We start from the raw sequence: 14,902 nt of genomic DNA, 5'->3' as shown, positions 1-14,902 counted from the left end.
TATAATCCTTAAGGTGTGATCGATTCAATAAGTTGTCTTTCTTGGCTTTCTAATTCGCTAACATCGCGAAATGTGGTCAAAAGTCTCATTTTAAGCTTTTTCATTTGGGATATTTTAGCATTGATTTCCTGAATCCGCTCTTCTTGAAGAGAAGACCTAAGCCGTCCTTGTTGCCCTTTTAATTCGATTTCCAGGCTTGAAATTTCCTTATCGATTCCCTTAATTAAAATTTCTTCTGACTTATCTTTTTTTAAAGATTGGTTTTCTTCGGAAACAAGAAGAGTTTTCTCTTTGAATTGATAGCGGCCTCTGTGGGTCTCTAACCAGTTAAAATATTCTTGAGAAAGTTCTGTATTGTTTAAGGCTATTATTTGAAGGCCGAGTTCATTAACCGCCTTTCTTTCCTTCTTTAAATTCTGAATAAATTGCTTGTAGACCTTGTCTTTTTGGTCAAGAAGCTGATTTTCTTTCGTTAGTTCAAGTTCTTTTTCATAGGCTTCAACAAGGGCTTGTTTATTTTCTTTGCCTGTTGCGATGTCTGAAAGAATTTTTTGAATTTCTTGGCTCGCTAATTCTTTTTTTGCCTTGCCTTCCTCAAGAAGCGGGTATTCTTTGGAGCGGACTTCCTCTGTTGCAAGGATGGTACTATCATAAATTTCATAAATCAAACGCGTCAATTTCTGACGTTGCTTTGCTTCTTGAGAAAGAGACCTTATGTACATCACAAGCTGGAGGCGTTGAAGAGAACTCGTTTGATCACCCCAGGGTGTCATAGAAGTTCCTTGAACCCCATATTTTATGGATCTAAGTAGTCTTAGATCATCTCTACTTTCAATCCAATTGAGGTTGGTCAGCATACGAGGCTTAGCTTCTTCCATGGCAACTGATCGAGTACCTCGTCCATCGGCATCTTTTCCATGACAGACTGCGCAGTTAAGATTAAAAACTCTCATTCCTTCGTCTAGATTTTCTTTAGTATAAAACTCTTTCTTAATGTAGTAAGCATGAGGTTCTTTACTGCCGGGAAGAGGCTTTTTAATATCGAAAACAAGCGCTGGGTCATTTTCTAAATCATTTGTTGGGCTGGTTTGAATTAAAGAAAGAAAATTTAAACCAAACCCCGCCTTATTAAAGGATAGAGGGGTGGGCTTTATTTCAGGCTTTTTACCTTTTAAAGGGCGGCCTTCTCTTTTTAGATCTTTAATCACATCTTCCGGGCCATATTCCCATTTTGGAATCTCACCCTCTTCCCCGGTAGCTGTGCCTGTGCCTCCGGATAAAGTTGAAAATAGCCAGTCGACTAGTTGCTTAGACTGATTTTGGCTTAGAACCGGGATTCCGTCATTCGGTTTGTCAGACCCCACTTCTCCCCAAGGCGGCATGGGCGTGCCATGAACCCCATGAACGATAGATTGCAGCGCTTGCTGCTTTGTTAGATTTTTTAAGAATAAGGGGTTCCGTAAGTTTTTAGGGATAGGGTAAATCCAAGCTGAAACAGGCCCGTTTCCTTGTAAAAAAGGTCCGTGGCACTGAGCGCAGTGGATTTCATAAGCCACTTCCGGATTAAAGCCGTTTGCTTCCCAAATCTGATGAACCTCGTCTCTATTTTTTATTGCCAAAACATCAAGCATTTTGGTTAAAGCATAGAATTTTGTGTCATCGAACGGGAAAACGGGCATGATCGATCTTGCGATTTCAGCGCTTGGGTTTTTAAAATGGCTCATAAGCCATTCATCGGTTCGATAGATGCCAGACCAGTTAGGTCTTGGACCAATCAAGCGGCCTAAGCCATATTGTTCGATATAAGCAAGAAGTACGCGGTTAATGCGCTTATGCCAATTCTTTTTTCTTAATTCCCAAATTTCTTTCTCTTTATCATTTTTGCTGTTAGCAATTTTTTCTTTAAAGAAAGTGTTTTTTGACCGATCGGCATACTTAAAATTAGAATAAAACGAGCTGATGGTGCCTGGATGACTTTTTTCGATTCTATCTAAAATACCAAGGGGCTTTGCGTTGTCAATTAACAAACTATCGATTTCTTTTTGATGATTTTCTAAAGCAAGGACTATTTCGCTGCCTGCTAAATCCTCGGGAAATAGCGTTCTAAATCGGTTGATTTGACTATCAAGAAGATCTTTATTGTCCTCTTTTTGGGCTGAAAAACCGACATTCGACTCAAACCCTTTCAATCTATGGCAAGCAGCACACCCCTCGGTTGCAAAAACGGTCATTCCAAAATCGATGCTATCAATTTGATCCGGCGCTATTGCCATTTCCCAAGCTTTTTTCTTGCCCGACTCCCATTCTTGAATTTGTACTTTATATTCTGTATCGGACTCATGCTTTCTTTTACCAGTTTGAGCCAAAAGAAAGGTGGTTAAGGCTTCCAATTCATCATGATCCATGCGCATATTTGGCATGGTCGAGGTGGCTAAATCAGCTTGAGGCCAAACTATCGATTCTTTAACAAACCAGGGGTATTTGTTGCCTTCATAGGTAAGCTCCGGCCCGACCCCTGATCTTGATAAGCCTGCAATACGGTGGCAGGCATAGCAACCTTGTGAAATAAATAAAGATCTTCCCTTGGCATAAGTTTTGGTAAGAAGATCGACGCTTGTTTCTAATCCATTAATGTTTCTTTCATTTTGAACAAAAGAGCTGATTTTAGAGGTTGACTCACTCACATGTTTAAGAAGTTCGTCTTCAATATTAAGAGCGGCAAGCTTAGCAAAGAGAAGGCCCCGAGAGTTATCGTTTAAATTTTTATTTAAAAAAGTCTCAACGATTTTAGTTTTTTCAGATGGGCTCTTATCTTTTAAATCCAAAATCAGTTGAGCGAGAAGTTTTGGATTATTAATTTTCTTAGAAAGCTTCTCATCGATGTTTTGTTCCGCTTCCTCAGTTTTTGCGAAAGACTTAAGGAAATTCAAATTAGCTTGGGCTTCGGATAGCTCCTTATCACCTAGTGTTTCACTTTTAATGAGATCTTGAATGGAGGTTTTGGTTTTTTCTAGGCCAACCTTTGCAAGGCTTGTCTTTAAATCGACAAGCTTATTAAAAGCGTGGATCTCTTCCAGGTAGGATTTATAGACGGCGTCTTTTTGTCCTGCTTTTCTATTTAAAAGATACTCTGTTGTATCCAAAGCACTTTTAAAGGTATCTAAACTTGTCTTATGGCATTGAACGCATTTAGCTTCTATAACACCCCCAACATAAAGAGGGGTGGTCATAAAAAGCAAACTATCATCCGGGCGATCATTAAAGACGGTTGCGAATTTTGGGTCATTGGCTAAATCTGACTCTAGGAAACGCGGCTTCATTCCGCTATGGGAGGGGTCGTATTGTCCATCGAATACAGGGCCATGAGCTTTTTCTGTCGTTAACCCGCGGCCATTGCCATTATGGCACGAGGTGCAGCCATATTCTTCAATGGGGTGAAATTCAAAAGGCCTAACTTCCCGTCCAATCAAAGGGTGCATCGACAAAACCTTATCTATCTGATAGGTCTTACCATCTACTTTTGCAGTTTTTAAACTCTCAAGAGCCTGAGCTTCGTTTAAGCGTTTTTTTACCTCGGAATTATTCCCTTCTTTTTCGAGGTTTTGTAAGACGGCCGGATCTTTCAGCTCGTTAATTTTCTGATCAAGTTTTGCAAAAACATAATTTTCATTGGGAACTTTGACCGGTATGCCGTCAGGATCAAGTACAATATTGCCATTGATATCCTTTTCAATTTTAGTTTTTGAAAAGTGCTCAAATTGAAGGGCCACGTGGCATGACGTGCATCGATCTATTAAAGGCGGGCCTTTATCCGCTCTTTCAATCACAATTTGTTTAACCCCTTCTTTAAAAGCCGGGACCGGCTGTCCTGAATAGGTGGAGCGAAACTCCTCTAAGGCCACGTAATCGTTTTGATAAATTTTATATTCGGGAAAGATCTCGCGATATAAAAAAACACCAAAAAGAGCTGTAGTCAAAAGACCTAATACGATTAAGAACCATTGGTAGAGATTCCCTCTATTTCTTGACATATGAGTTTAACTCCTTAATGCCTTGCAAAGTTTTCAGTCCACGGCCAGACCCAACCCCAGTTGGCGCCTCTAAAATAAGTCCCTATAATGATAAGAATCGCTTGAAAGGTCATGAAAGCGGTGTATAGAAAAATGGCTAAATACCGGCTTTTATGGAACCAATAGCCTTGACCGTAAGGATTTCTATCAAGATAAGGAATAGCCATAAGCCCGACAACAATGAGTCCGGGTATAGCCACGCCACCCCAAAATGCGTTGTAAGCAACCATTTCTTGCAAACCTAAAAAATACCAAGGCGCTTTTGAGGGGTTTGGAGGGTTGCTTGGATTAGCAGGCTCTTCTAAGGGTGCATTTATAAAAGAAAGGCCAAGGACAACGACAGTTGTTAGAAGAAACGCCACAAGCTCAGCTCTTAAAAGATGGGGCCAGGTAAAAACAAAGTTGTAAGGGCCTTTATCTACAGTCGGGCAAGTGCCTCTGACAAGTTCCATTAAACCGTAAGTTCTTTTAACACCCGGCGCAAAAGATTCTTTAGTGTCCGATCTTTGAATTACTCTATAGGGGTCTGGTCTAAATTTATCTTTGGGCCTCGATAACCCTCCATCTTTTCTGATTCTCCAAAAATGAAGGCCTATTAATGTTCCCGTTACTAAAGGTAAAAGCGCTACATGCAGGACGTAGAATCTAATGAGGGCGTCTTGGCCAACTTCAGTAGAGGCTAAAAGCATGACCCGATTGACATTATACTCAAAACCGGGAAGGTTAGGCACATATCCTGCAATGTTGCTTCCCACGGTGACCGCCCAAAAAGCTAATTGATCCCAGGGAAGAAGGTATCCTGTAAAAGAGAGCAATAGGGTTAGCACCATTAGAATAACGCCTATAACCCAATTGAAACGTCTTTCTCCTTTATAGGATGCGGTGTAAAAAACACGGGACATATGAAGAAAGACAAAAAGCACCATAAGATGCGCGCCCCATCTATGCATATTTCTAAACATCATAGCAAATGGGGTGGTGTCCTGCCAGTCCTTCATTATGTCATAAGCCCGATCTTCAGAGGGAATATAGTAAAACATCAGAATAACGCCTGTCGCAACAAGAATCAAAAACAAGCTTGTTGTAATGCTGCCAAGGCCTAAAGTGTAGAAAGGGTCAAGTGAGTTTTTATGGCATTTAACAGGATGGAAATGCAAAAAAAAGTTTTTGAATACCACCTCTGATCTATCGACATCGTTATTGGGATAGCCGTGTCGAAAAATGGATCTTAAAATTAATTGAGGTAAGTTCGCAATATATTCAGGCCAAGTTTCTCTTTTTTTGCCTTCGAATACAGCCATTTTTATTTCTTCCTTTCCTTAGGTGTTTACAGGCTTAAACCAAGCAGATTGCCAATCTAATGACGTTTTGGATTTATCGACTAAAATATCTCCGGAAGCTCCTTGATAAACTAAAAAAAAGACCAAGGGGCTTGGCGCCGGGCCGCCTGTATTTCTTCCGTACCGATCATAAGTTGAACCGTGGCATGGGCAAGCATAACCTGTTTCTACAGCATTGACAGTGCAGCCAAGGTGAGTGCAGACAGCTGTTTGGACACGCACTTTTCCACCTTGACTCTCTATAAAAACTTTGTACTTTGAATTGAAGACTTTACCGTCCTGAGCTAACACTTCTTCAGGTCTTCCAATTGAAAAAACAGAAGGCGGCACTTTCATGGCGTTCGGGTATAAAAAGCCTAGCATCGTAGCTCCAAAAATACCCCCAGCTCCTGCAAGACAGGCCCCGACCCCCATTAAAGCAAGGAAGGTTTTTCTTGTGATTTTTGGGTCTTTGTCGTCTTCATCGACATTTAGAGAATTGCGGTATTTGGGCATAGCTTAAGCTCTCTTTCGATACTTACTAAATTCTAGTTTTCATCTTTATTGATAAAATCATCTGTGTCTCTTAACATTTGATACTTCACCTCTTCAGACTCATCAAACTGGCCTTTTTTAAGAAAAAATATATATACAATAAAACTCATTAAGCCAAGAGCTAAAGAACTGATAACATAACTAAACATTTTTTAACCGAGCCACCTAAAGGAATAATTCATTGCGTCCATAGTCACCGCTTGGGTTGGGCATTTTTCTGCGCATAGCCCGCATCTTATGCAAAGATCTTCATCTTTTAGCATGGCAGTTCCCATGTTCGCCAATTCTTCATTGGACAATTGTTCTGATTCGACGCCATAGAAGTTATTGACAGCCCGTCTCAAACTCCCGTCTCCCTCATCCAAGACAAGCTTGCTTAAAGGGACCTGTTTTAAGCAGTTGCAAGGGCAAACATCGACACAGCCATTGCATTTAATGCAAAGGGTCCCATCAAAAACCGGATTGACATGGCACTGTAGACATCGGTTGGATTGGAGATGGGCTTCTTCCTCCGTGTAATTATTTTCTACCATATTTTCGTTGTGTATGCGAAGTTTTGGCGGTTGATAAGTCGGCAACGCCCATCTTGTTTTAAGATAGGTTTTGTCTCTAAAAGGAGAAAGTTCTGTGAATTCCCCTACAAATTCTTGATAGGGAGAAGTATTTCTTAGGTCTGTGTCGATTGCTCTAGCAGACTCTTGGCCATGTCTAATCCCGGTAATAAAAAGAGCCGGCCCAAAAGCTGCATCGCCTCCGGCATAAACATTTTTAACGCTCGTTCTACCTGTACCTCTTTCTGTTTTTATGATGCCGCGATCGATGATAAGCTCATTTTTTTTCTTCCATCCGTTTAAAAATGAAGTGTCGATCGATTGTCCAATCGCAAGGGCTATGGTGTCGCATGGGATGATAAAATCAGAATCGGGAACGGGAATTGGGGAAAATTTACCTAAATAATCAAAAAGTTGAGAAATGCGGTTCATTTTTAAACCGATAACTTTTCCATCGCTGTCTCTGACAACTTCTTTTGGAGCTACTCGATTAAGCGTTTTAACCCCTTCTTCAAAGCCGTCTTCAATTTCAAATTCATCGGCTGTTTGCTCATCCCTTGTCTCAAGACAAACCATAGTCACGCTTTTAGCGCCATTTCTAACAGAGGTTCTAGCCACATCGTAAGCTACGTTTCCGCCGCCAATAACAATGATGTTCTCTCCAATTTTCCATTTTTCTTCAGCGCAGCGAACCCTTAAATATTCAATGCCTCTAATGATATCGGGTTGATCTGCGCCGGGAATGGGAAGCTCTCTTGACTTCCAAAGGCCGATGCCAATAAAAATGGCATTATATTTTTCTTCTAGTTCATCAAGTGTGATGTCCCGACCCACTTTCATGTTGTAGTGAATTTTAGCGCCCAAATATTCAATTGCGCCGCATTCATTGATGGCTACCTCGTTTTTCAAACGATAATTCGGTACGCCATAGGTAAGCATCCCTCCAGGCATCCGCATCATTTCATAGACGTCGACTTGATAGCCAAGCCTTAAAAGGTCGTGAGCGCAGGTCAAGGAAGCGACACCCGCTCCAAGGCATGCGACCTTAAGGCCATTAGGCTTAGGTTTAGTAGAGCCTCTTGCGTAGCTCATTTCTAAAGATTTTATGTGAGCTTCAAGACTTAAGCCATACCATTCGGATAAAAATCTCTTTTGAGCTCTAATAGTCAAAGTTTTGTCGACGCGATCGCGACGGCAGGTAAGCTCGCAGGGAGCCCCGCAAATCACCCCGCAAATAGAAGCAAAAGGATTTGGCCCCCTAGCTATTTTATAACCCTCAAGGTAATCGCCTCTATGAAGAGCCATCATGTAACCGCGAGGATCCGTATTAACGGGACACCCATCCCGGCAATCGATTTGCCTTAAGTAATAGTCAAGGTCCGGAATAACCGTTTTATATATATCCTGATAGCCAAGAAGGGAATCATCTTCTTCCTGCACAAGCCTTCTCCTTTACAAACCCGAAAGGTTACAATTTATGCACTTTATCAAATTTTCTTTTTTTTAATGAAATATTTGAATGGGAAGATGAAAAATAAATGAAACCTGTGATGCTTTTCAAATTCGATAGACTCTCATCCTGTAGATGAACCAACTATCTTAAGGCGAGCGGCTCTATTTTTGAGCCATCAGGTTAAAGTCCAAGGAATGAGAAGCTAACGTAAAATTAGGAAAGATTCTTTTTTTTGATGAATGGGTCGATAATGAAGGTCAAATTCGTAGACGCTAGCCGGGTGGGCATCCACTTTTAAAAGTCGAAGAAGTTCTTCTAACTTTTCTTTGGGCCCTTGAGCTATAATTTCAACAGAGCCATCTGAAAGATTTTTAACAGAGCCAAAAAGGCCCAACTGATCGGCGTGTTTTTTAGTGGTGGCTCTAAAAAAGACGCCTTGCACTTTTCCTTTTGCTATAACATGCATTTCAAAAAGCTCGGCCATTCTTATTCTGCAGTAAATGGGTGTTCTTCTATAAGTTTTCGCATTTCTTCAACGCTTTCAGCCTTAGTAACAAGCCCGCGAAAGGCTCTTGCGCCCCCGGCATCTTTGATGTACCAGCAGCCGACTTTACGCATTTCAATAGCAGCTTTTTTAGATTCATAGTAATTAGCTGCAAAATCCAAGTGTTCTAAAAGAGCTTCTTTTCGATCGAGGAAAGTTCGTTTTTTCGGAGATTCGCCATTAAAATAATGGAAGATGTCTTCTGCAATCCAGGGATTGCCCATGATGCCTCTTGAAACTAAAAGAGCATCGCAGCCGGTGGCTTGGATCATATCGGAAGCCGCTTCCGGAGAAAAAAGATCTCCATTGCCAATCACTAAAATATTATTTCTTGCTTTAACAGCCCTTGTAATAAAGTCCCATCTGGCAGGTCCATGATAGCCTTGCTCTCTTGTCCTTGCGTGGACAGCTATCGCATAAGCGCCAGCTTCCTCTGCAATTTTAGTGATTTCTTCGACAACGATAGAGTCGTCATCCCAGCCTGCGCGTATTTTTATAGTTACAGGGATGCTTACCGCTTCGACCATTTTCCGAATGATTGCCCCGATTTTTTCCGGATTCTTCAATAAGCCCGAGCCGCTGCCGTCTTTAGTGACTTTATCAACAGGACAGCCGCAATTCAGGTCAATAACATCAAAACCTAAATCTTCAATCCGCCTTGCCGACTCCGCGGCATACTCAGGTTTGCTTCCGCAAAGCTGCGCGCCTATCGGCCTCATGCTTTGATCGTAGTCAAGGATACGGAAAGTGTTCTCATCATTTCTGACAAGAGCATCCATTTTGACCATCTCGCAGTACTGCAGGCCCGGCTTATACTTAGCGGACATTTTTCTAAAAGGAAAATCAGAGCATCCCGCTAAAGGGGAATAAAAAATTCGGTTAGGGAGAGTGGCTTTGCCGATTTTTATGGGTTTTGTGAAATGAGAATAATTCATGCAAAATAAAGAAGAGCGTTTGTGAATATTCCCTCGATGAAACTAAGACAAAATAGAGCAGCTATGGGGCTTAAGTCTATCATTCCAAGAGGAGGAATAAAACGTTTAAAAAAGTTTAGATAAGGGTCTACATAAAAAGCCACAAATTGCATCAATTTGCTTTCATAGAGCTCGGGTATCCAAGAGCTGATGATTCGAGCAAAAATCATGATCATATAGAAGCGAAATAAAAGTTGTACCACTTGAACAACAGCAAACATATATTGTATTGGGGGCTAAATAAAAAGTTTAAAAAAATAGATTATAGAATATTTTATTCTTTTTTGTCTTGCATTACTTTATACACAACGTGTTTCACTTTGTCTTAACTTTAGTAATGGTTTAATCACTTTAATGATTTTAGTAAATTGGCTATGATGGGCTGTTTTCTAGATAAAAGGGAGAGAAAAGGTGTCGGAAAATGTAAAGGTTAGAATCCCGCCAAATTCAAAAGATTCAGAAATGATGGTGCTTGGGTGCATGCTGACAAGCGTTAACGCCCTGAACATCTCCTCCGACTCTCTCGATGAAAGTGATTTTTACTATGTTGAACATAAGCTGATTTTCCAAACGTTAAAATCGGCTTACCGAATGGATAAACCGGCTGATGTCCACCTAATTTCCGAAGAATTAAAAAGGCAATCAAAGCTTGAGTCTATTGGCGGCGTCGGTTTTTTAACAGCCCTAGCACAGTATGCCGGAACTTCCGCACACATTGAAGAGTATGTCAGGCTTGTTAAAGATAAAGCCATCTTAAGGCGGATGATACAAGCGTCGCAAGAAATTGAAAAAAAAGCTTTACAAGAACCTGAAGATGTCTCATCAACCCTTGATGAAGCGCAAGGTTTATTTTTTCAGATCGGTCAGTCGGCGAATCAAAAAACAGGTAAGTTACTCGCAGATATTTTAGCCGGTGTAAGGTCTGAATCAGCCAAATCCTTTTTAAAGGAATTAGAAGAAAAGCAAGAAAGGTATCAGCTTCATGGCCCGGAGCAAGCCGGAATTACAGGGATTCGAACGCACTTAGCAGATGTCGATAAGCTTTTAAACGGCTTCAATAATTCCAACTTAATGATCCTTGCGGCAAGGCCGGCTATGGGTAAAACGGCTCTTGCTATCAATATAGCTGAAAATATTTCAGTTTTAAGTAATACCCCGGTTGGCATTTTCTCGTTAGAGATGAGCGCTGAGCAGCTTGTTCATAGAATTGTTTGCTCAAGGGCTCAAGTGGAATCCGAAAAAATTAAAACGGGTTCCTTAAATGGGATCGAGTATCAAAGAGTTCTTGTCACAGTGGGTGAGCTTGAAAAACATGTTATGGTGATTGACGATCAGCCGGGTCTTAAAGTGACCGATCTTAGATCCCGGGCAAGACGAATGAAAGAAACCCATAACATCGGGTTTCTTGTCATAGATTATCTTCAGCTAATTTCAGGGTCAGCGAGAGCTATGGAAAATAGGCAAATTGAAATTTCTGAAATTTCAAGAATGCTTAAAAACCTAGCTAGGGAGCTTGATATCCCGATTCTTTGCCTGTCCCAGCTTTCTAGAAAGGTGGAAGAGAGAGCCGGCCATCGACCTATGATGAGCGATCTTCGTGAGAGCGGATCCATTGAGCAGGATGCCGATATCGTGATGTTCCTTCTTAGAAGGGAGTATTACGATCCCAATGATAAACCGGGACAAGCCGAGTTGATTATTGGTAAAAATAGACACGGCCCAGTCGGAACCATTCCCCTAACTTATAGAAAGGAATTCGCTCAATTTGCCAATTATTCACCCCTAAAACCATCAAACTTTCAGGTGAATGACCCGGAAAGAGATGAGGCCTTCTCGCACTTTTCTCCAAATTAGGTCTTTAGACGAGTTTAGGTGGACTTAAGAGTTAAAGCCGCAAGTTACACTACCGATTGTTTTCGATGGAAAGAGAGGCCGAAAGAGAAAAAGATAGATCTTTCGCTGAACAGCGCTAAGATTTATCTCGGTCTTGATGAAGACAAAAGTGGCACCCCAAGATTCCAAAAAAAAAAATAGTAATAAATATTTGAAATAAGATTTCTGTTTTCTTCCCTCTCGTAATCATTTTTAGATATTTATCTAATTTTTTGCTTGGGTCTTTACTTTATTCTAATTATCACATAAAATTTCACCTTTGCCGAACCATTTCCAAATTCAAGTTAATACTTACCTTTAGTAACAAGCTTGATAGAAAAATTTAGGGAGAACGTATGTCTTCTGTAAAAAAGAAGCGTCGCTTTAAAATCGCTAAGCATAAGCGAAAAAAGCGCAGCCGTCGCGACAGACACAAAACTAAATAGTTAATTAGAAAGTAAGTCAAGGATAGGACTGAAAAAGCATTATTATGTGGGAATACCCAGATAAATATGATGTAATTGTTATGGGAGGCGGCCACGCAGGTTGCGAAGCCGCCTTTGCTTCCGCTAAAATGGGGGCAAAGACTCTTCTTCTAACAATGAACTTAGATACCATCGGTAAAATGAGTTGCAACCCGGCTGTCGGGGGAATCGGTAAAGGACATATGGTCCGAGAAATCGATGCCCTTGGCGGATTAATGGGAAAGCTGATTGATGCCACAGGTATCCAATTCCGCATGCTCAATGCTACAAAAGGTCCAGCTGTTTGGGCGCCAAGAGCTCAAGCGGACAAGTTTCTTTACGCTCAAGAAGCGAAATTTCGTCTTGAAAAAACCCCAAACCTTGAAATCAAACAAGGGACTATCGAAGAAATTCTTGCTCCAAACGGAGTGATCGCCGGGGTTATCACAAAAGAAGGCATCCACTACCACACTAAAACTCTGATTATTTCTTCCGGCACCTTTATGCGAGGTCTTTTACACATAGGTGAAAAGCAGCATAGCGGCGGAAGAGCGGGAGATCAACCGGCGGTTGGATTATCTGCAAGTTTAGAGGCATTCGGAATCAAACTGGGTCGATTAAAGACAGGAACACCACCTAGAATCCATCGTAGATCCATTGACTTCAGCCTGACTGAAGAGCAGCCGGGAGAAGAGAACATCCGCTTTTCTTTTGATGAGGAAGAGGTAAAAAGGCCCGCTCAAATTAGCTGTTACATCACTTATACGACCAAAGAAACCAAAGAGATCATCCTAAATAATTTGCATCGCTCGGCTATGTACTCCGGACGAATTCAATCGGTTGGACCAAGGTATTGTCCTTCCATTGAAGATAAAATGGTCCGCTTTGCAGATAAAGAAAGGCATCAACTTTTCTTAGAGCCTGAAGGGCTGACAACAGATGAGATCTATGTCAATGGCGTATCCTCTTCTATGCCCCTTGATGTGCAGTTAGACTTTATAAGAAGCATACCGGCCCTTAGAAATGCTGAAATAATGAGGCCGGCTTACGCTATTGAATACGATTATGTCGAAAGCGGGCAAATGACCCCGAGCCTTGAGTCTAAAAAGATCGAAGGGCTGTTTTTCGCAGGTCAAATCAACGGCACGACGGGTTATGAAGAAGCTGCCGGACAAGGGATTATGGCCGGCATCAATGCTGCTTCAAAATTAAAAGGGATAGACCCTTTAGTCTTTAAACGATCCGAAGCCTATATCGGCGTTATGATAGACGATCTTTGTACCAAAGGGTTGACAGAACCTTATCGCATGTTCACAAGCCGGGCCGAGCACCGTCTTCTTTTAAGACAGGACAACGCAGACCTTAGGTTAAGGGAATATGGCTATAAATTAGGCCTTATTGACGATAACCAGCATAGGCGTCTTTTAAATAAGAAAAAGGCCATCGAAGAAGAGTCCTTCAAGCTTTCAAAGATTTATAAAACAATTGACGGGAAAGGGGTAACGCTCGCTCAAATTCTTTGCCGTCCTGAAATTACCTACAGCGATCTTTTAGCTAAATACCCGGAAGATGTTACCGATTACGGCGAAGACACCAATTTGCAAATCGAGCTCAATCTTAAATATGCGGGCTACATCGATCGGCAAAATAGCGAGATTGCCAAACACTCCCACATTGAATCCATCCGCATCCCTAAAGGGTTTGATTTTAAATCTGTCACAGGTTTAAGAAATGAAGCTAAAGAAAAGCTATCCAGAGTTTCTCCTGAAACTTTAGCTCAAGCTTCAAGAATTTCCGGGGTTTCTCCTGCTGACATTACGGTATTAATCATAGCTCTTTCAAAAAGATCCAAGATTTAATTTGTAAAGCCGCTTTACATCCCTCTCTTTTTTTGTTAATGTTTCCTTTAAAACATAACTAAAGCAGCTTATGGAAGAGATTCATTTACTTCATTTAAAAAATGTCCCTATTTTGACACAGCTTCAAATAGAAGAATCCCTTTTAAAGGCTGATGAGCGCAATTTTTGTGTTTTGAATCAGGGAACGCCGCCTGCCATCGTGATGGGAATTTCAGGCAAAGCAGAAAGCCTTATATTTTTAGAAAGGCTTAAAGAATGGAAGATGCCGCTTATTAAGAGATTTACAGGCGGTGGAACTGTCGTTGTCGATGAAGACACTCTTTTTGTAAGCTTTATCATTCAAAAAAAAGAAGCTCTTAAAATCACGCAAGAAAGCATTCATCAATGGACGAGCTCTTTTTATCAAAAAGTATTTGATCATCCGGAGTTCTCTCTTCTGGAAAATGATTATGTATTGGGGGTGAAGAAAATGGGGGGCAATGCGCAATATATCAGGAAGTCTAGGTTCTTGCACCACACTTCTTTTCTTTGGTCTTACGATAAAAGCCGAATGAGCCTTTTAAAAATGCCTCCAAAAATTCCAAATTATAGAGAAGCTAGAAGCCATGAAGCTTTTCTTTGCAAACTTGAAGATCATTTGCCTTCCAAGGATTTCTTTTTTGACAGAATTCAAACCCAATTGGAGAGCCATTTTATTTTAAAAAACATGGAGCAAGAAGAAGTTTTAAGATCCCTTGAAAGACCGCATAGAAAATCGGTTGAACTTATTGAATATTAAAAATTTTTTAAATACATTTTTAAGCCATATTGACAGCAATAAATGAAATATCCTATAGTCTGAACTCGCAGGTTATCAAATTCTAAAAATAGTAATTTCAATCATTTACAAATAAAATAAAGGTAATAATATGGCTTCGTTTTCTGAAACTGTGGGCGATCTATTCAGACCCAACATGATGCCGGTTCCTATGAGAATCATAGCTGCCGCATCGGCATTAACCATGTTAGTTGCAACAGTGGCATTAGCCTGTCTTGGATCGATTTCTTTTGGGGCGGCAGCAGTTATTGCGGCTTTTTCAGCTGTTGTTTTAACAGGTGCAGGCCTCGGCTCTATTGGAGTCACCCTTCTTGGTTGTATTGGGCTTCTTGGCGTTTCCTTAGCCACATCCGCCTCATACGGGGTAATATATCATCCCGTCGTCTACTACTATTAGGAAAAAAATTCAAGTCCAGCTCTTGTT

The 14,902-nt window shown here is 41.0% G+C and carries 13 protein-coding genes; 5 read left to right on the top strand and 8 right to left on the bottom strand.

Going from position 1 to position 14,902, the window contains the following annotated elements:
* Positions 1-8: 8 nt before the first annotated feature.
* The 8 genes from CSEC_RS08245 to CSEC_RS08215 form a co-directional block, all read right to left on the bottom strand.
* The gene (locus tag CSEC_RS08245) at positions 9-4,031 is read right to left on the bottom strand and encodes a c-type cytochrome (protein WP_053331921.1); all 4,023 of its coding nucleotides are present in this window, start codon (positions 4,029-4,031) and stop codon (positions 9-11) included.
* Positions 4,032-4,045: 14 nt separating this feature from the next.
* The gene (locus CSEC_RS08240) at positions 4,046-5,371 is read right to left on the bottom strand and encodes a cytochrome b N-terminal domain-containing protein (protein WP_041017989.1); all 1,326 of its coding nucleotides are present in this window, start codon (positions 5,369-5,371) and stop codon (positions 4,046-4,048) included.
* 18 nt (positions 5,372-5,389) lie between these two features.
* On the bottom strand, positions 5,390-5,905 hold the full coding sequence (locus tag CSEC_RS08235) for a QcrA and Rieske domain-containing protein (RefSeq protein WP_041017988.1): 516 nt from the start codon (positions 5,903-5,905) through the stop codon (positions 5,390-5,392).
* Positions 5,906-5,937: 32 nt separating this feature from the next.
* Positions 5,938-6,093 carry a cbb3-type cytochrome oxidase assembly protein CcoS gene (ccoS, locus tag CSEC_RS13140; RefSeq protein WP_154017668.1) on the bottom strand — a complete coding sequence of 52 codons (156 nt, stop codon included), beginning with the start codon at positions 6,091-6,093 and terminating at the stop codon, positions 5,938-5,940.
* A gap of 3 nt (positions 6,094-6,096) precedes the next feature.
* Positions 6,097-7,935: an FAD-dependent oxidoreductase gene (locus CSEC_RS08230; RefSeq protein ID WP_041017987.1), complete on the bottom strand. Its 1,839-nt coding sequence runs from the start codon at positions 7,933-7,935 to the stop codon at positions 6,097-6,099.
* 215 nt (positions 7,936-8,150) lie between these two features.
* Positions 8,151-8,432, bottom strand: coding sequence for an acylphosphatase (locus CSEC_RS08225; RefSeq protein ID WP_053331920.1), 282 nt, complete (start codon positions 8,430-8,432; stop codon positions 8,151-8,153).
* A gap of 2 nt (positions 8,433-8,434) precedes the next feature.
* Positions 8,435-9,427: a tRNA dihydrouridine synthase DusB gene (dusB, locus tag CSEC_RS08220; RefSeq protein WP_041017986.1), complete on the bottom strand. Its 993-nt coding sequence runs from the start codon at positions 9,425-9,427 to the stop codon at positions 8,435-8,437.
* A complete protein-coding gene (locus CSEC_RS08215; RefSeq protein ID WP_041017985.1) occupies positions 9,424-9,687 on the bottom strand; it encodes a YggT family protein in 264 nt (87 codons plus the stop codon). The genes dusB and CSEC_RS08215 overlap by 4 nt, the downstream gene beginning before the upstream one ends.
* Before the next feature lie 190 nt (positions 9,688-9,877).
* Between CSEC_RS08215 and dnaB the strand changes: the two genes are divergently transcribed.
* The 5 genes from dnaB (at position 9,878) to CSEC_RS08195 (ending at position 14,875) form a co-directional block, all read left to right on the top strand.
* On the top strand, positions 9,878-11,320 hold the full coding sequence (gene dnaB / locus CSEC_RS08210) for a replicative DNA helicase (protein ID WP_041017984.1): 1,443 nt from the start codon (positions 9,878-9,880) through the stop codon (positions 11,318-11,320).
* A 374-nt stretch (positions 11,321-11,694) separates the two neighbouring features.
* Positions 11,695-11,784: an AURKAIP1/COX24 domain-containing protein gene (locus CSEC_RS13540; protein WP_079978018.1), complete on the top strand. Its 90-nt coding sequence runs from the start codon at positions 11,695-11,697 to the stop codon at positions 11,782-11,784.
* 44 nt (positions 11,785-11,828) lie between these two features.
* A complete protein-coding gene (mnmG, locus tag CSEC_RS08205) occupies positions 11,829-13,661 on the top strand; it encodes a tRNA uridine-5-carboxymethylaminomethyl(34) synthesis enzyme MnmG (RefSeq protein ID WP_041017983.1) in 1,833 nt (610 codons plus the stop codon).
* Positions 13,662-13,731: 70 nt separating this feature from the next.
* The gene (locus CSEC_RS08200) at positions 13,732-14,439 is read left to right on the top strand and encodes a lipoyl protein ligase domain-containing protein (RefSeq protein ID WP_041017982.1); all 708 of its coding nucleotides are present in this window, start codon (positions 13,732-13,734) and stop codon (positions 14,437-14,439) included.
* 130 nt (positions 14,440-14,569) lie between these two features.
* Positions 14,570-14,875, top strand: coding sequence for a hypothetical protein (locus tag CSEC_RS08195; protein ID WP_041017981.1), 306 nt, complete (start codon positions 14,570-14,572; stop codon positions 14,873-14,875).
* Positions 14,876-14,902: the final 27 nt, after the last annotated feature.

The organism is Criblamydia sequanensis CRIB-18, assembly GCF_000750955.1.
GTDB classification, from domain to species: domain Bacteria; phylum Chlamydiota; class Chlamydiia; order Chlamydiales; family Criblamydiaceae; genus Criblamydia; species Criblamydia sequanensis.
Note: the sequence above shows the minus strand (reverse complement) of the source record. Positions and strands in the feature narration are given on the sequence as shown.